The following is a 17,108-nucleotide window of genomic DNA, read 5'->3' on the forward strand; positions in this document are numbered from 1 at the left end:
GAATAAAATCTTTGTTAGGAAGCTATGCTATGATTTCCCAACAAACAAATTTCTCACGGCAAGTTAAATGGACTTTATTATGCATTTGATTTTTCTAATTGGTTTTCGCCCCATAAAAGAAGTTGTTCAAATATAGGGGTCAGCTCTAGTCCTGCCCCAGTCAATGAATATTCTACTCTTGATGGAACTTCATTATACTGAACTCGTTGAACAATTCCGTTTTCAATCAGATCCTTTAATGATTGATTGAGCATTGTTCCTGTAATTCCATACACTTTACGCTTTAACTCATTATATCGGATCTCCTTGTAACTACATAGTACAGCTAAGATTTTTAAATTCCATTTTCCCGCTAATATATTTAATGCATAACTCGCTGGAGCTATCGCTTTATTTAGTTCACTTTCAGTCATATTTTATCCACTCCTTAGTCAGTTTTTCCTTCCTTAATCAGTTTATATTGCGTACTTGTTAAATCAATTCCATTTATTATAATCAAATATGTAAACCTTGTCATCCATGTATTAGAGAGCTAAATTGATTATAAAACCCTTCAAGTTAATACTTTTTCAAGGAGATGGAGTGAGTAAATGAAAAATGAAAAGATGCGTGCTGCACAATATACTAAATATGGATCACCGAAGGTTCTTTTTGAAGATTCTATATCAAAACCTGTTATAGAGTCTGGAGAAGTACTCATTCGTGTACATGGGTCGAGTGTAAACTCTATGGATACGCTGTTTCGATCAGGCAAGTTGAAACTATTAACGGGTAATCAATTCCCTAAAGGGACAGGGGCAGATTTTTCTGGAGAGGTTGTTGAAGTAGGATCGAACGTAAAAAGTTATCAATTAGGTGATAAAGTGTGGGGAGTTCTTCCTATGAATCTCAGGAGCCAAATTGGTAGTGCCGCTGAATATGTAGCTATATCACCTGAGAAAATATCTAAAACTCCTACAAAGATTGATCTCTTACAAGCTGCGGCATTGCCTGGCGTAGGTGCTACTGCAATTATTGCCTTAAAATATAAAGCTAAACTTAGAAAAGGCGAAAAGTTACTTGTACGTGGTGCAAGTGGTGGAGTTGGAAGCATTGCGATTCAAATTGGAAAAATGTTAGGTGCTCACGTAACTGCTCTTGCGAACCAAAAACATCTTACTTTTCTTCAAGAGCTAGGTGCAGATGAAGTACTTGATTATAAAAAAACATATCCTACTGATCTTAAAAAGTTTGATGTAGTCATGGACACAGTTGCTACTGACCTCAAACATTATAGGCGCCTGCTTACAAAGAACGGAAGAATGGTTACTATTGGATTTCCTAGTTTTTCGTCTTTCATATATATACTAGCTTCAACTACTTTCGGTTCTCGAAGAGTTCGCACATTCAGCGCAAACCCGAAAAATGAAATACTAAAAGAATTAGCATCATATGTAGATTCCAACAAGGTCAGACCAGTTGTTGATAGCATTTATCTTTTATCTGATGTTGCCAAAGCTCATCATTCCTTAGAAACTGGAGGTGGACGAGGAAAACGTATCATAAATTTACTTGATAAAAAATAAACATCAATTGGTATGACATTATTCAATTTTTCTGTTGCAAAAGGTGCATGCTTGGTAGCCATTTAACTCTTCCAACTCTTCTAAAGTATTCAGCTGGTTCTAATGCAAAATTATCAATATCACCATAATTTGTCTACTTTTAAAGAATAAGAAACTCTGGGCCAACAAATGCTTATCTTCTTTTATATAAAGCCCTTGAAGAATATTAAATTTCGAAATATACTCAACATCATTATTCATTCGAGCCAAAGAAATACTCTTTTTCACATAAATCTTAGCTTCGGTCCTTCTGTTATCCTTGCATAAGACATGAGACATATTAATAGTATTAAAATCCTTTTTCTAATTATTTTTGAATCTCATGTCCAGAATAGATTATGTCAAACGAACATTATTTCTCCTTTCCTTTTCGAAAAAAATCCCTACATTTCAAATATTTTACATGTTATGATAGGTTTGTAACAAAACCAAACTTAGGGGGAAATATTATGAATAAACTTTACAAGGGATTAATTGTTTCAGTATTATCAATTACTTCATTAACTCTTCCAGCTTTAACAAATCAAGCTTCTGCGCAAGAACCTGCAAAAAGTCACAATATAGCAAAGCCTACAAATGAAATTGGAACAGTCGATTTCCATATGTTAAGAAACTCAAATGTTGGACTGCTGTATGGCTATACAAGATGGGAAATCATCTCTGGCAGTCACCTTATCAGCATTAGTTCTAGTGGTGTCGTATCTTCTTACTCATCACTTGGCACGGCGTTGGTTTATGCCTATGATATAAACGATAACTACGTCATTTTTAAGATTACAGTTGAACCTCGATAATAAAAAAAGCCCACTTACTTAAGGTAAATGGACAGATTCATTTTAAGGTAATAAAAAAACCAAAGGTCTACAACCTTTGGTTTCTTAGATGCGGCCGAGAGGACTTGAACCTCCACGGGTTATTCACCCACTAGGCCCTCAACCTAGCGCGTCTGCCATTCCGCCACGACCGCGTGTATGATGTGCTCATATATTCATAAGTGCACTGTTTGAAAAAACAATGCGGGTGAAGGGACTTGAACCCCCACGTCATAAAGACACTAGATCCTAAGTCTAGCGCGTCTGCCAATTCCGCCACACCCGCGTGACAATGGTGAGCCATGAAGGACTCGAACCTTCGACCCTCTGATTAAAAGTCAGATGCTCTACCAACTGAGCTAATGGCTCATCTGCTATGCAGAAAAACATATAAAAAATGGCTGGGCTAGCTGGATTCGAACCAACGCATGACGGAGTCAAAGTCCGTTGCCTTACCGCTTGGCTATAGCCCAACGAATCAAAAAACAAAACATGACCCGTACGGGATTCGAACCCGTGTTACCGCCGTGAAAGGGCGGTGTCTTAACCGCTTGACCAACGGGCCATACAATAATGGCGGAGAAGGAGGGATTTGAACCCTCGCGCCGCTTACGCGACCTACACCCTTAGCAGGGGCGCCTCTTCAGCCACTTGAGTACTTCTCCATTATGGCTCCGCAGGTAGGACTCGAACCTACGACCGATCGGTTAACAGCCGATAGCTCTACCACTGAGCTACTGCGGAATAATAAGACATGTTTCATTATATCTATGCCAGAAAAATGTGTCAAGAATTTTTAAGTGTTTCATTCCTGTCTCATTAGCGACGGCTTTTATAATTTAACATATACTAATATAACAGTCAAGCCTTTCTTCCTTCCTTTTTGTTTTCTGTTTAGACATGACAGAAAGACCCCGACCTCTAATTGAAAGACCAAGGTCTCCTTGCTGCTGCGCTCCCTATGAGTTCATGACAGCTTATACTTCCGCATCCATTTGTAAAAGGTGCTTCTTGGCACGCCTGCTGACCTCGCTGCTTCTGACACATGACCTTTTGTTTTGTGAAGTGCTTCTATCACTGTTTGCTTTTGAATGCGTTCCCTTAGCGTGAGTTCTTTTGGATTCTCGGTATATTCTGGTAGATGCAGCTTCTGCTTTTTCTGATCCATCGTCTCTAATACCGCCGCATATTGCGATTCACCAATCCATCCTCCTTTAGGAAACAGTACCCTTATATGTTCAAACAGATTAAAAAGCTCTCGTATGTTTCCTGGCCAGTGGTACGCTTCCAGCTTACGAAAAAATGATTCAGGAAATGCTGCATTCCATTGGTGTTTCTTTTGGTAGTAACGATATAAATCAACAATGTCTTCTTTTCTTTCCCTAAGCGGCGGGATGTTGATTGGATAAACATGAAGACGGTAATACAAATCTTCACGTATTTTTCCTTCCTTCAGCAGTTCGTTCATATTCCGGTGTGTCGCTGTTATGATTCTAATATCCAAAGGGATTTCGTGTGTCCCGCCGAGCGGTACGACTTTTCTTTCTTCAATGACCCTAAGAAGCGCCACTTGCATCGCATAAGGGATTTCGCCAATTTCGTCTAAAAAGAGCGTTCCTTTATGCGCCTGTTCAAATTTCCCCTTTGCTCCATGACGTTTTGCCCCTGTAAAAGCCCCTTCCGCATAACCAAATAGTTCGCTTTCTAACAGGCTTTCAGGTATGGCTCCGCAATTCACGGCAATAAACGGTCCTTTATGTCTTTCACTAGCTAAGTGAATCGCTCGAGCGGCCAGTTCTTTCCCTGTACCTGTTTCTCCCCAAATATAGACATTTGCATCTGTTTGTGCCGCTCGTTTCAATTCGCTGAGCGTCTGCTGAAATGTCGTACTTGTTCCAGATTCCCCGGGAAATTGAGCAAAAGAAACGGTTATATTGCTCTTCGCTGCTTCTTCAAGAGAAAAAGACATCCCAAGCAGCTTTCCGTCTTGTTCTGACTGAATGATCTGCTTGTCCCGTGTAACAAATGTATCAGCCATGAGCAGCTCAACATCCATTCCGTACCAGTCTGAAAATCGATCTCTAATCGGCTTACTTGCCAAAACAATCTGCTTTTTCTCATTACAGACAACATACGGCTCGTCCGCTTCTACCTGCTGGAGACAATGATTGATCAGCTCCATCTCTTTCCTTTTTTGCTGGACCTGAATTTCTCTCTCTATGGCATATGCAACTGTTGAAGCCATTCCAAGCATAAAAGGATGCCTTTGATCCGCCATACAGGAGATATCAATGACTCCTATGATCGTGCCGTCTGCATCACGAATAGGGGCCGCTGAACAACTCCAATGGTGGGAAGCGACTGAAAAATGCTCAGTTCCGTTAATCGCTACAGCTTCCCCAATGACTAGTGCCGTTCCAATAGCGTTCGTCCCCACATCGGCTTCGGTCCAGCGCGCACCCTCCATAAAGTTTATTTTTTTCGCTTCTACCAGCGTCCTTTGGCTTCCTGTCAGACTTAGCACATATCCATCTGCATCAATGAGTAATGCCAGCATGTCAGATTCTTTTAATTGCTGACTGATTTTATTTAAGTAAGGAAGAGCGGCATTTAGAAATAGTGAGTACTTCTTTTTTTGAATACTGAATAATTCCTTTTCTAACAACGACTGTCCTTTATCTAAATACGGGTTCACATTTGCCTGTTTACATCTGTGCCATGACTCCATCACTCTCTTATCCAGACGAGATCTATCAAGCAAACCTTCACGAACAAAACGTTTCCAAGTATTTAAATAGCAAGGCGTCGGATTCATTCCATCCTCTCCTCTGGGGGCTTTTTATCCATTATAGATAATTATAAAAGCGCTTTCAATTATTGGCTGACCCAGGAAGTCATTTGGATAGAAAGTTTCTTTATCAGCAGTGCACCGCTCGTCCATTTGTTTGCAGCAAGGCTTCGTGTATCGCCTCAGAGAGTGTCGGATGTGCCGCAATAAACTGCTCTAATGTATCAGCTGTCAACTCTGTATGCATCATTACCGCCGCTTGTCCAATCAGTTCTGTTGCATTCGGCCCGATGATGGATACACCTAAAATTTCTTGATATTGCGGTTCGACAATGACCTTTACTTGACCAGCTGGCTGATTTAAGATTAATGCTTTTCCATTTGCAGAAAATGCGAATTTCCCTATTCGAATCTCCCCATATTGTTTTCTAGCATTCTCTTCATTTAAACCGACACTAGCGATTTCTGGAGACGTGTAGATGCACCTTGGAATCACTTGTTCATTGACCTTTACATCTTCACCTGATGCATGTGATGCCGCAATCGTTCCTTCATGAAAAGCAGCATGAGCAAGCTGAACGCCGCCTGTCACATCACCGCACGCATAGATATGCGGGAGTTTGGTTTGCATATGCTCATTCACACAGATGCCATTCCTGTCAAATTCAATGCCGATCTGCTCAAGATTCAGCTCTCCCAGCCTCGGTTTTCTGCCAATGGCGACTAAACAATGATCGGACTTGATTTCACAGCGCTCCCCATGATCTTTCTCAACCACCACTTTTTTTGAGATTGCATCAAGCTGTTTGACTGCTGCTGATGTCAAAATTTCCACACCTGCTTTTTGAAGCTGATCTTGAAGACAGTTAGCTGTATCGTGATCTTCTTCAGGTAAAATGTGTGCTGCCTGTTCCACCAAGACAACCTTTGATCCCATTCGGCTAAAGATGCTTGCAAACTCACAGCCGATCACCCCTCCACCAATGATACAAAGCGAATCTGGTATTGAAGGGAGCGTCATCGCATCCTTACTATCAATGATCCACTCTCTATCAAATGGGGCGAAAGGTAAAGCAGCAGGTTCTGATCCTGAAGCAATAATGATTTGTTTTGCCTGAATGATTTCAGATTTCCCTTCACTTTCTATCAATAGCTCATGTGCTGAAAGAAATGATGCCTTCCCATTTAACACGCTGATTTTGTTTTTATTCATCAAATAACGAACCCCATCAGTCAGCTGCTTGACGACTGACCGCTTCCGCTTTTGAACGGCCTCCCAATGAATGATAGGCTCCTTCCCTGGAAGCTCAATTCCAAAATGTCCAGCTGATTTGACATGCTCGTACATATCGGCGCTTTGCAAAAGTGCTTTCGTTGGAATACACCCTTCATTCAGGCAGGTACCTCCTAACAAGCCTTGGTCGATTAGTACAACCTCTCTGTCAAAACGGGCGGCTGTTATTGCCGCCACATATCCTGCTGGCCCGCCTCCTATAATGACAAGCGTCATTCATTTCACCTTCTTCCTATAAAAGAATGGATACTGGATTTTCTAAATACGTTTTAACAGTTGATAAAAATTGTGATGCCGGCGCTCCGTCCAGCACGCGGTGATCAAAGGTCAGACTGAGTGGCAGGATCGTCCCTTTACATAATTCATTCCCATGATAAACAGGCATGTGATCCGTTTTTCCAACGCCAAGAATACCTGCTTCCGGCGGGTTCAAAATCGGTGTGAAATGTTCCACACCATAGGCACCTAGATTAGTGATTGTAAAAGTAGAGCCTTCAATTTCATCGTGGAGAAGTTTGCCTTCACGTGCTTTTTTTCCATACGATTTGATGCTCTTCGCCAGCTCAATAAGTGAAAGTTTTTCCGCATGCCGAATAACAGGCACTGCCAGACCGTGATCTAAAGCAGCAGCGATTCCAAGATGAACATACTCAAAAGTTTCGACTCTATCATTCTGATATTGACTGTTCATTGCAGGATGCTCTAGCAGGGAAAGAACCACTGCTTTGGCTACAAAATCGGTCATGGTTAATTTCATATCGTGTCGTGCTCCAGCTGTTTCGTTCAACTCAGACTGTAATGCTGTCAGCTTTGTCACATCCGCTTTCATCGTTATTGTTAATTGTGCACTTGTTTGCAGGCTTTCCATCATTCGCGAGGCAATGGTTTTCCGCATCATGCTGACTGGCTGATGCTTTGTTGGTTCATTGTGTTGTTTTTCTTTTTCTTTTTCATCAGGAAGTGCCCGAAGCACATCCGCTTTCGTGATTCTCCCATCTGGACCTGTTCCCACTAATGTATGAATGTCCAGATTAGCGCTTTGAGCAATCTTACGTGCCACAGGGGAGATTTTCTTTCTCTCTTTCTTTTGTTTTGGCGGCAGGTCTTTTTCTTTCTTTTCCTCGATCTGTTCATTTCCTTCACCGATATAGCAGATGACTGTGCCAGGCGGTACACCTTCTCCCTCAGGCACTTTTATATCCAATATGGTTCCTTCAGCAGGTGATTCGATCTCCATTTCAATTTTTTCAGAGTTGATGCTTGCAATGCTTTCCCCTTTATTTACAGTTTCTCCGATCTCTTTATTCCAGACAGATACCGTTCCTTCTTTCATTGACATGCCCAATTTCGGCATCACAACCTCGACAGCCATCTCCCTCTCTCCTTTCTTTAGTTCAAGATCTTGTCATGACTCTTTCCAACCATCTCTAAGACGGTGTTCACAACCTTATCAGGTGTCGGCAAATAGATATCTTCAAGCGGTGGTGAAAACGGAACTGGTGTATGAGGAGCCGTCACTTTTTTGATTGGAGCGTCAAGTAAATCGAAGCCTTTGTCCGCAACCAAAGAAGAAATATCTGCGGCAATTCCGCACCTTGGATTTGCTTCATCTACAATGACAAGCCGATTTGTTTTTTCTACTGAAGTTAGAATGGCCTCTTCATCGAGCGGTGACAAGCTTCTTGGATCAATCACCTCTGCTTCAATTCCACGTGCAGCTAATTGTTCTGCCGCTTCGAGTGCTGTATGAACTTGTTTGCCTACTGCAAAAATGGTCACATCTGAGCCTTCTCTTTTCACATCTGCTTTGCCAAGCGGCAGCGTGTAGTATCGCTCTGGAACATCTCCTGTAATATTGTAAAGCGTTTTGTCTTCAAAAAAGATGACAGGGTCCTGATCCTCGATGGCTGCCAGCAGCAATCCTTTGGCATCGTATGGTGAAGAAGGCACCACTACTTTTAATCCAGGGATGCTTGTAAATAGCGCATACAAGCTTTGTGAATGCTGGGCAGCTGCTCTAAAACCCGCCCCATGTGTCGTTCTGATCGTGATCGGTACCTCTGCTTTTCCGCCAAACATGTATCGGAATTTTGCTCCTTGATTTAGCACTTGGTCCAGACAGGTGCCGATAAAATCATTAAACATGAGTTCTGCAATTGGCCTTAGCCCTGTGGAAGCAGCTGCCATGGCCGCACCTACATAGCCAGCTTCACTAATCGGTGTATCAAGGACTCGCTCACGTCCAAACTCCTGAACGATTCCTTTCGTTACACCAAGCACACCGCCCCATGCTTCATCATCTTGTAAGTGATCGACATGAGCGCCTCCAGCAACATCTTCCCCCATTAAAATGACATTCTCGTCTCTTCTCATGGCAAGTTTAATCGCTTCATTTAATGCACTAGACATGCTGATTTCTCTTGTCATTTTCCTCTCCCCCTTCTGGTTTATTGATACGAAACATATACGTCGGTCAATAATTCAGTCTGATCTGGATATTCACTTTCTTCACTGAATGTAACGGCTTCATCTATCGCTTCTGCTACAGCCGCTTCAATATTTGATAGCTCCCCCTTCGTCAGCAGCTGCTGCTTGATCAATTCATTTTTAAAAAGAGCGATCGCATCTCTCTCTTCTTGGTGTTCTGTTTTTTCTTGATTGGTTTTATAACGCTGGGCGTCTCCTTCGAAATGGCCATAATTTCGATATGTCATGCATTCAATTAATGTCGGACCTTCTCCATTTTTTGCTCGTTCAATTGCTTGTTCTGCGGCTTGATAAACGGCCATCACATCTTTTCCATCTACTTGAATCCCAGGAATGTCATAACCGGCCGCTCGATCCACGATTGATTTGCAGCTCGAAGCATAGGAAAATGGTGTCGCTTCCCCGTACCCATTGTTTTCTGCAATGAAAATGACGGGCAGTTTCCAGATGGCCGCAAGATTGATTCCTTCGTGGAAAGTCCCTTGATTGTTTGCACCATCCCCAAAAAAGCAAACGCTTACATTTTCTGTCTTTTTATATTTAGCTGTGAGGGCTGCCCCGCACGCAAGAGGAAAGCCCCCTCCAACAATTCCGTTAGCACCAAGCATTCCTTTATCAAAATCTGCAATGTGCATGGATCCGCCTTTGCCTTTACAGAGACCTGTTGCTTTCCCATAGATTTCTGCCATCATTCCTTTTAGATCACAGCCCTTCGCTATACAGTGGCCGTGGCCCCGGTGTGTACTTGTAATACTGTCTTTTTCATTCAGATGAGCACAGACTCCTACGGCAACAGCTTCTTCGCCAGCATAAAGATGGACAAACCCCGGCAAAATTCCTTTTGTAAAAAGCGTGTGCACCCGGTCTTCAAATTGGCGGATTTCCTGCATCTTTTGATACATCCATACGGCTTTTTCTTTAGTCAATGCCATTTCCATTTGGTAAAACCTCCTATCTTTTTTGCTTGCACTTCTATACAAGCAAAAATCGTGCCAACATGACGACGCATGAACACTTAGGATTTGACCGAATCACACCGATGAAAAAAGAGACAAAATGAGACATGCGTCTCTTTTTGTCTCAATATGTCCACACATCTATTGGAACAAAAAAAGCATCCCCATAGAGGAATGCTTATCACAATGAATCGGTTGTGCGCAGCCACTTTAATTTCCCTTTGCAGACGCCGCATACATAACGAGAGGTATCAAACCGTCTTTTCCTAATAAAAGACCGGCCGCATCCTGTGCAAATATATTCATGGCGTTTCTCCGCACGGCGCTTATTTTGCATGGTCTTTAGCGGTGTACAAAAACGCGGTGCTCCTACTTGTTTTAATAAGGCTTTAAAATCACGGTCACGATGCTGATAGCCCTTTCCCTCAAGGTGCAGATGATAATGACACAGCTCATGCTTGATGATCCCGATTAATTCTTCTCGCCCATGCTCCTCTAGGTATCGGCGGTTCAGTTCGATGTTGTGTGTACAAAGTAAATATCGTCCGCCTGTCGTTTTTAGACGGTCATTAAAAACAGCCTGATGGCGGAATGGCTTGCCAAAGAACTGCTGGGAAATGTGCTCTGTTAACTGCTGTAACTCTCTCTCGTTCAATCAAGATCGTTCCTTTCTATAAAAACCTCGAACGGGACAATTTCCCCTATGCATACATTGAAGGTACACCCACTGTTTCGATCAAAGGAGGAATGGGCGATGCCCAACTGGCTGAAAAATCAGATGCAGAAGGCATTTTATGAGAAAAATCATTATCAAATCAAATTGCTGAATCAATGCTGGTACTTCTATAGAAAAAAACATTCAGTCACATCAAGGCACACCCCATCCTAAGGTGCGCCTCGTTTTTTTGTTTACTCTGGTTTCAGCATGGAGAGGGCAACACGACCTTTTGCCTGGTCAACAGAGTCCACCCATACGGTCACAATGTCACCAACTGATACAACATCAAGCGGATGCTTCACAAAACGGTTGCTTAGCTTGGAAATATGCACAAGCCCATCCTGCTTTACACCAATATCAACGAATGCGCCGAAGTCTACAACGTTTCTCACCGTTCCTTGCAGCTCCATTCCTTGCTTCAAGTCTTCCAATTTCAACACATCTGTTTTGAGCAGCGGCTTTGGTACTTCATCCCGCGGATCACGCTCAGGTCTTGTCAGCTGATCAATGATATCTTGAAGTGTAATTGTCCCAATGTCTAGCTGCTGGGCTGCTTTGTCCAGTTTAACCTCAGCAATTTTCTCTTTTAACTGCTCTGTGCCAAGGTCGTCTGGCGTCATGTTAATCATGCGTAAAAACTGTTTTGTTTCTTTATAGCTCTCAGGGTGAATACCTGTACGATCAAGTGGGTCTTGTCCATCTGTAATGCGAAGGAAGCCGATACACTGCTCATATGTCTTAGCACCGAGCCTTGGGATATCCTTCAATTCTTTTCTGCTTGTGAATCTCCCAATCTCTTCGCGGCGCTTGATGATATTCCCTGCGACAGCTTTTGAAAGGCCTGATACATATTGCAGTAGCGCCTGTGAGGCGGTATTGACGTTTACACCGACTTGGTTGACGACTGTTTCTACCACAAAGGTTAACGAGCTGTTTAATTGCTTCTGGCTGACGTCATGCTGGTATTGGCCCACACCAACAGACTTCGGATCAATTTTCACGAGCTCTGCTAAAGGATCTTGTAATCTTCTAGCGATTGAGATGGCGCTTCGTTCTTCGACTTGCAGATCTGGAAACTCTTCTCGCGCAAGTGCTGATGCGGAGTAAACACTTGCTCCTGCTTCATTCACAATCAAATAAGACACCGGCTGATCCAGTTCTTGAATCAAGTCTGCAATGAATTGTTCTGTCTCTCTTGAGGCTGTTCCGTTTCCAATCGCAATGACTTCGATGTTTGATGATTGAATGATCTCTTTCACTTTTTGTTTCGCTTCCGCTTTTTTCTGCACGGGCGGATGCGGGTAAATAACGCCAATATGATGGACTTTGCCTGTATCATCCACGACAGCTAATTTACAGCCTGTCCGAAATGCGGGGTCGACTCCAAGTACACGTTTCCCTTTCATTGGCGGCTGAAGCAGCAGTTTTCTTAAGTTTTCAGCAAAAATATGAATTGCTTGTTCCTCTGCTTTTTCTGTCAGCTCTTTTCGTATTTCTCGTTCGATGGAAGGCTGAATGAGGCGTTTATACGCATCATCGATTGCCGCTTCAATAAACGGTCTCGCCGTCGTCTGTTTGCCTTTAAGAACTTGTTTGTCGAGATAAAAGCGAATATTTTCAGCAGGTGGTTCGATGGCTGCCTTTAAAATGCCTTCTTTCTCCCCGCGGTTGACCGCTAGTACACGGTGCGGAACAATCTTTTTGATTGGCTCTTGATAATCGTAATACATTTCATAGACGTTTTTCTCATCGCTTTCGACATCTTTTCCTGATGTGACCAGACTGCCCTTTTGGTACGTTTCACTGCGAATCCATTTTCGCATATCAGGATCATCTGCCAGCTGTTCAGCAATGATGTGCTGCGCACCTTCAAGTGCCTCTTCTACATTTGTCACTTCTTTTTCTTCGTTAATAAAAGCAGCTGCTTTCTTCTCGATCTGATCGCTTGGCAGCGTGAGTAAATATTCCGCCAGCGGCTCCAGCCCTTTTGCTTTGGCTACATTCGCCTTTGTTTTGCGCTTTTGTTTGAATGGCCGGTATAAATCTTCGACCTCTTGCAGTTTATGAGCTTGTTCAATTTTCTGTTTTAATTCATCGGTTAGTTTGTCTTGTTCAGCAATTAAGCGAATGACTTCTTCTTTTCGGTTCGTGACATTTTGGATATATGTATAGCGCTCTGAAATGGTTTGAATTTGCACCTCATCCAGTGAGCCTGTCTGCTCTTTCCGATAACGGGCAATAAACGGGACGGTGTTGCCATCCTCTAAAAGCTTGATCACACTTTCAATTTGTTTTGTTGAAAGCTTTAATTCTGTCGCAATTTGTTTCAATAAAAAGTCAGATGTCTTCATACTTTGCATCCTCTCACTGTGTCTTCTCTTTTAGTGTATCAAAAAAACCGGCAAAACAGAAAAAAGGTCAGCTATTTTACGTGAGCTGACCAAGTACATAGGTGAGATCGTCCTTTTTTTCTTGTGTGTATGTTTCAAGCTGTTTGGCAATGTCTTCAACTGAATGTCCATGCTTTAAACACATGCGCATGTTTGGCACATTCAGTCCGTCTGAATACATAATGAATATCGATCCTTTTTCGTAGGGATAGGAGTATGTTTTATATTTTCTAGGTTTTCCTGATAAGTATCCTGATGTCGGAAATGGATAAATATAATCGCCAGAAGGTGCATTCAAGATAAACCGAATATTACCAACCGAACAATAGGTAAATTGCTGCTGGGAAAAATTCACCTTTAATATGGCCACAGTGGCCCCGCGTTTATTTTTCATGGCCTGATTGCATCTGTCGATGAGGGTCGCCACATCCTCATGTCCATATTCTTCGACAATTTCGCTGACTAAAGAAGATGATTCATTGGCGTACTGGCCGCTGCCTAATCCGTCTGCTACAGCACAAATTAGTTCTTCATCATCTGCTTTAATAAAAAAACTGTCCCCGCAGCATGACTTTCCTTCTTTATTCGATTGATAGATAATGGCTTTTACATGCTCATGCTGTTCAATCTGTTTCATTACCCTAGCTCCATAGACGCATCTTCTGATAATGCATCTCGCAGTTTTTTCACTGCCTTCCGCTGCAGTCTTGATACATGCATTTGGGATATACCAAGTAAATCGCCTGTCTCTTTCTGACTCTTATTTTGCAAGTAAGTCAGATTGATAATCTCTTTTTCTCTATCCGACAGCACATGAAGCACACTCTCAAGCATCAATTTTTGGTTCACACGTTCGTAGCCCTCTTCCTGTGAGCCCACAACGTCTAAAATCGTCACAGTACTTCCTTCAGAATCAGCCTCTACGCCTTGGTCAACAGACAGTGCTTGATAGCTTTTGCCCATCTCCATGGTTTCAAGTACTTCTTCTTCTGTTACATCTAGGTATTCTGCAATTTCTTGGACTTTAGGTGACTTCTGTGTCTCTGTTGTCAAATGATCGACTGCCATTTTAATTCTTGGTCCAAGCTCTTTGATCCGCCTTGGTACATGAACACTCCATGTCTTATCTCGTAAAAAGCGTTTGATTTCCCCGATGATGGTTGGAATGGCAAAGGCTTCAAATGATTTACCGACGAGCGGGTCGTATCGTTTAATGGCGCCAAGTAAACCTATCATTCCAACTTGTCTAAGGTCCTCATGAAAGCTTTTTCCTTTAGAATATTTTTTCGCCAGCATATCAACCAAGTTTGTATAGCATTCGACCAGCGTGAGCTGCGCCTGCTCGTCTTGATTGGTTTGATAGCTTTGGATGAGGCGGTCTACTTCATCTTTAGTTAGTTTCATAGTTTTGGATGGTTGTGTCATGGTCAACTCGCTCCCTGTTTAAAAACTTTGTCATCGCCACGGTAACTCCGGAGTTTGCTTGCACCTCGACTTCATCCATCAATGTTTGCATTAAGTATAAACCAAGACCTCCTTCTGCCAATTGATCCACCGTATGAGCAGATGTGTACGGTCCGAGGTCTTCCTGTTTTTGCTTAAAGTCAAAGCTACCGCCTTTGTCAGCGACAATGATTTCTAGACGATCCTCGTAGACAAGAAAGCGAACAGCCACCTCTCCATCTTCGCCGTCTTCACCTTTGTAGGCATGCTGAACTGCATTTGTACAGGCCTCACTGACGGCAATTTTTAAGTCCTCAATCTCTTCATAGGCATAGCCCATCCGGCTCGCTACGCCTGACAGAGTCAAGCGAATGATGCCTACATATTCTGGTTTTGCCGGTATTTTCATCTCGATTCGATCTACTGATTCGTTCATTGTACCCCACCCTCTGACTTTGCAGAAATGTCAATGATGTCCTTTAATCCAGTGATTTCAAACAACCTTACAAGTCGTTCTGACAAGTTCTCAAGCTTTAATGTGCCACCTGCTTTTTGAGCCGCTTTAAACAGCCCAACGAATACACCTAAACCTGTGCTATCCATATACGTAACATCCTTTAAACAGATTTCAAGATCCTCTCCCGCCTCAGCTTTAGGCATGAGCGTTTCTCTTAGCTCAGGAGCGGAGTAGACATCAATTTCTCCGCTGACACTGATTTTCGTTTTTTGATCTATTTGATGCTCTTTTACAGACATATTCATTATGCATTCACCTCGAAATTCTTGTTTCCTAAAGTTTTATATACCCGCATGTTCACTTTCTAAACCTTTCTTTTGAGAACAAGTAAAGTAAAGTCATCGTGCAGCTGAAAATCCTGCAGTTTGAGTAAGCTGGCGTAGATGGCATCCACCATTTCTTGAGCTGAATAGGATAGGTGCTCTGATATGAGTGTTTTGATGTCCTCCCGCTCTAAGAAACCATCCTCTGACTTGGATTCTGTGACCCCATCAGAGAATAAGATCACCATGTCTCCTACGTCCAAATGCTTCTCATACTGTCTGTAGTCAAAGTCTGGTGCGATTCCAAGGACAAGCCCTTTTGCGTCTAAATCGTAAAATGTGTTCTCTTTTTTGCAATAGAAAAAGCCCGGCTCATGACCAGCCGATGCGTATTTAAACTCATGCGTTTCTTTATTATAGCTGCCATAGAACATCGTGATAAACATACTTGGGTCTACGTTTTGCTCGACTACACGATTCAGGGTTTTCAGCACCTTTGTTGGGCCGCTCCCTGACTCTGGCAAGGAATCCATCGCATATTTAATCATCGACATACAGAGCGCAGCCGGGATTCCCTTTCCAATGACATCTGCGATCGCGATATTGATTGTATCGTGATCCGTCACAAAGTGGTAATAATCTCCACTCATCTGTTTTGCCGGTACACTAATTGCACCAATATCAAAGGTATCTCCTTCTGGAATTTTCGTTTCCAGAAGGGTTTGCTGAACATTTGCAGCAATTTCGATTTCAGATTTTATTTCTTGCTGGATGCCTCTGAGTGTTAAATGTTCTTGGTAGGCAAGTCCGTACCCAATCATGACTTCAATTAAGAAGTCTAGTGAATGAAAAACATCTTCCGGCAAATCAGGGTGAAGCTCCTGAATCACTTTTCGGTGAACACTCACTATTTCTTCAGGAGGTATTTGATGCTCAATGGTTTTACGGCTAAATTTTTGAGCTTGATAAAGCGATGTTTCAGTTAAATCACTGATATAACGACTGAGCAGCTGATGGTACCGCTGCTCCATTACCTCCTTAAAATCCATGGTTTCCCTCCTAGCGAAGCCACTTAACAGCTTGTATCTCCGTTCCTTGTTCTGGTGCAGAATCTAATTTAAATTCATCCATCAGTCGTCTGACGCCCGGAAGACCTGCTCCGAGTCCACCTGATGTTGAAAATCCGTCTTCCATTACTTTACGTATATCCATGATACCTGGCCCCTCATCGGCTGCGATGACTTTGAGTCCACGCTTTCCGCGCTCCATCACTTCATCTATACAAATCTGACCTTTACCAGCGTATAAATAGATGTTTCGAGCTAATTCTGAAATGGCCGTCGTAATTCTTGCTTGGTCAACTGTTCCAAAACCAAGTTCTTTTGCAACATTGCGCCCCAATTGTCTTGCTGCGACTATATCCCATTCCGTCAATATTCTTACACAGGATTGGTCTTTCATATCTATTCCCCCAATTCCCGCTTCAGTGTCTCAAGCCCTTGTTCAAGATCTAGTGCTGTCTGAATTTCTTCAAGCGATATTCCAAGTTCAATCAGCGTCACAGCGACTGCCGGCTGTATTCCTGTTAATACAACTTTTGCTCCCATGAGCTTGGACATCGTGATCACATCACCTAATACCTTTGCAATAAAGGAATCAATCATGTCAACGGATGTAAGGTCAATGACAACACCGTTTGCTCCTGTTTCATGAATTTTATTCAGCAAGTCTTCTTGAAAGTGGAGAGCTGTTTGATCATCAAGCTCCCACTGTATCGAAATCAGAAGACAGTTATATAGTTTTAAGATTGGAATCTTCGGGTGATTTCTCACTGGG

18 protein-coding genes and 7 tRNA genes are annotated in these 17,108 nt (G+C 42.6%); 3 read left to right on the plus strand and 22 right to left on the minus strand.

The genetic code is table 11. The features are described from left to right. Positions 1-77: 77 nt before the first annotated feature. On the minus strand, positions 78-413 hold the full coding sequence (locus tag AAZR19_RS11200) for a winged helix-turn-helix transcriptional regulator (protein ID WP_326148870.1): 336 nt from the start codon (positions 411-413) through the stop codon (positions 78-80). 177 nt (positions 414-590) lie between these two features. Here AAZR19_RS11200 and AAZR19_RS11205 point away from each other — a divergent pair, with 177 nt between their 5' ends. Together AAZR19_RS11205 and AAZR19_RS11210 are read left to right on the plus strand one after the other, a co-directional pair. Further along, positions 591-1,565 carry an NAD(P)-dependent alcohol dehydrogenase gene (locus AAZR19_RS11205; RefSeq protein WP_326148869.1) on the plus strand — a complete coding sequence of 325 codons (975 nt, stop codon included), beginning with the start codon at positions 591-593 and terminating at the stop codon, positions 1,563-1,565. Between the two features lie 488 nt (positions 1,566-2,053). Beyond that, complete coding sequence (locus AAZR19_RS11210) at positions 2,054-2,398, plus strand: hypothetical protein (protein WP_144472928.1); 345 nt, start codon at positions 2,054-2,056, stop codon at positions 2,396-2,398. Between the two features lie 89 nt (positions 2,399-2,487). On the opposite strand, the gene AAZR19_RS11215 is transcribed toward AAZR19_RS11210, so the two are convergent. The 13 genes from AAZR19_RS11215 to AAZR19_RS11275 form a co-directional block, all read right to left on the minus strand. Next, positions 2,488-2,571 (minus strand) — tRNA-Leu (locus tag AAZR19_RS11215). 48 nt (positions 2,572-2,619) lie between these two features. Then, a tRNA-Leu gene (locus AAZR19_RS11220) sits at positions 2,620-2,702 on the minus strand. Positions 2,703-2,709: 7 nt separating this feature from the next. After that, positions 2,710-2,785 (minus strand) — tRNA-Lys (locus AAZR19_RS11225). A 29-nt stretch (positions 2,786-2,814) separates the two neighbouring features. Next, a tRNA-Gln gene (locus tag AAZR19_RS11230) sits at positions 2,815-2,889 on the minus strand. A 20-nt stretch (positions 2,890-2,909) separates the two neighbouring features. Next, a tRNA-Glu gene (locus AAZR19_RS11235) sits at positions 2,910-2,981 on the minus strand. A gap of 9 nt (positions 2,982-2,990) precedes the next feature. After that, positions 2,991-3,081 (minus strand) — tRNA-Ser (locus AAZR19_RS11240). Positions 3,082-3,085: 4 nt separating this feature from the next. Beyond that, positions 3,086-3,160: transfer RNA gene (locus AAZR19_RS11245), tRNA-Asn, on the minus strand. Between the two features lie 223 nt (positions 3,161-3,383). Next, the gene (locus AAZR19_RS11250; protein WP_434703181.1) at positions 3,384-5,231 is read right to left on the minus strand and encodes a sigma-54-dependent Fis family transcriptional regulator; all 1,848 of its coding nucleotides are present in this window, start codon (positions 5,229-5,231) and stop codon (positions 3,384-3,386) included. A 103-nt stretch (positions 5,232-5,334) separates the two neighbouring features. Continuing rightward, positions 5,335-6,714: a dihydrolipoyl dehydrogenase gene (lpdA, locus tag AAZR19_RS11255; RefSeq protein WP_254806200.1), complete on the minus strand. Its 1,380-nt coding sequence runs from the start codon at positions 6,712-6,714 to the stop codon at positions 5,335-5,337. A 16-nt stretch (positions 6,715-6,730) separates the two neighbouring features. After that, on the minus strand, positions 6,731-7,870 hold the full coding sequence (locus AAZR19_RS11260) for a dihydrolipoamide acetyltransferase family protein (RefSeq protein ID WP_041107432.1): 1,140 nt from the start codon (positions 7,868-7,870) through the stop codon (positions 6,731-6,733). 17 nt (positions 7,871-7,887) lie between these two features. Continuing rightward, on the minus strand, positions 7,888-8,925 hold the full coding sequence (locus AAZR19_RS11265; protein WP_041107434.1) for an alpha-ketoacid dehydrogenase subunit beta: 1,038 nt from the start codon (positions 8,923-8,925) through the stop codon (positions 7,888-7,890). 20 nt (positions 8,926-8,945) lie between these two features. Then, a complete protein-coding gene (locus AAZR19_RS11270; protein WP_041107436.1) occupies positions 8,946-9,923 on the minus strand; it encodes a thiamine pyrophosphate-dependent dehydrogenase E1 component subunit alpha in 978 nt (325 codons plus the stop codon). Between the two features lie 199 nt (positions 9,924-10,122). Beyond that, the gene (locus AAZR19_RS11275; protein ID WP_041107438.1) at positions 10,123-10,596 is read right to left on the minus strand and encodes a SprT family protein; all 474 of its coding nucleotides are present in this window, start codon (positions 10,594-10,596) and stop codon (positions 10,123-10,125) included. A 99-nt stretch (positions 10,597-10,695) separates the two neighbouring features. Here AAZR19_RS11275 and cmpA point away from each other — a divergent pair, with 99 nt between their 5' ends. After that, the gene (gene cmpA / locus AAZR19_RS11280) at positions 10,696-10,830 is read left to right on the plus strand and encodes a cortex morphogenetic protein CmpA (protein WP_008346893.1); all 135 of its coding nucleotides are present in this window, start codon (positions 10,696-10,698) and stop codon (positions 10,828-10,830) included. A 20-nt stretch (positions 10,831-10,850) separates the two neighbouring features. On the opposite strand, the gene AAZR19_RS11285 is transcribed toward cmpA, so the two are convergent. The 8 genes from AAZR19_RS11285 to rsbS form a co-directional block, all read right to left on the minus strand. Continuing rightward, positions 10,851-13,010: a Tex family protein gene (locus tag AAZR19_RS11285; protein ID WP_041107440.1), complete on the minus strand. Its 2,160-nt coding sequence runs from the start codon at positions 13,008-13,010 to the stop codon at positions 10,851-10,853. Between the two features lie 76 nt (positions 13,011-13,086). After that, positions 13,087-13,686: a PP2C family serine/threonine-protein phosphatase gene (locus tag AAZR19_RS11290; RefSeq protein WP_041107442.1), complete on the minus strand. Its 600-nt coding sequence runs from the start codon at positions 13,684-13,686 to the stop codon at positions 13,087-13,089. Then, positions 13,686-14,474 (minus strand): RNA polymerase sigma factor SigB, encoded by a 789-nt coding sequence (gene sigB, locus AAZR19_RS11295; RefSeq protein WP_024425394.1) that lies wholly within the window; start codon positions 14,472-14,474, stop codon positions 13,686-13,688. The genes AAZR19_RS11290 and sigB overlap by 1 nt, the downstream gene beginning before the upstream one ends. Next, complete coding sequence (gene rsbW, locus AAZR19_RS11300; RefSeq protein ID WP_041107445.1) at positions 14,440-14,928, minus strand: anti-sigma B factor RsbW; 489 nt, start codon at positions 14,926-14,928, stop codon at positions 14,440-14,442. The genes sigB and rsbW overlap by 35 nt, the downstream gene beginning before the upstream one ends. Continuing rightward, positions 14,925-15,254, minus strand: a complete 330-nt coding sequence (locus tag AAZR19_RS11305) for an anti-sigma factor antagonist (RefSeq protein WP_041107446.1) — start codon at positions 15,252-15,254, stop codon at positions 14,925-14,927. Before AAZR19_RS11305 ends, rsbW begins: the two co-directional genes overlap by 4 nt. Before the next feature lie 59 nt (positions 15,255-15,313). Next, positions 15,314-16,321: a PP2C family protein-serine/threonine phosphatase gene (locus AAZR19_RS11310; protein ID WP_434703187.1), complete on the minus strand. Its 1,008-nt coding sequence runs from the start codon at positions 16,319-16,321 to the stop codon at positions 15,314-15,316. Between the two features lie 10 nt (positions 16,322-16,331). Beyond that, complete coding sequence (locus tag AAZR19_RS11315) at positions 16,332-16,733, minus strand: anti-sigma regulatory factor (protein ID WP_024425390.1); 402 nt, start codon at positions 16,731-16,733, stop codon at positions 16,332-16,334. 2 nt (positions 16,734-16,735) lie between these two features. Beyond that, a complete protein-coding gene (gene rsbS / locus AAZR19_RS11320; RefSeq protein ID WP_003214235.1) occupies positions 16,736-17,104 on the minus strand; it encodes an RsbT antagonist protein RsbS in 369 nt (122 codons plus the stop codon). Between the last annotated feature and the right edge of the window lie 4 nt (positions 17,105-17,108).

This window comes from Bacillus sp. Je.9.29.b (genome assembly GCF_051129925.1).
GTDB classification, from domain to species: Bacteria; Bacillota; Bacilli; order Bacillales; family Bacillaceae; genus Bacillus; species Bacillus safensis.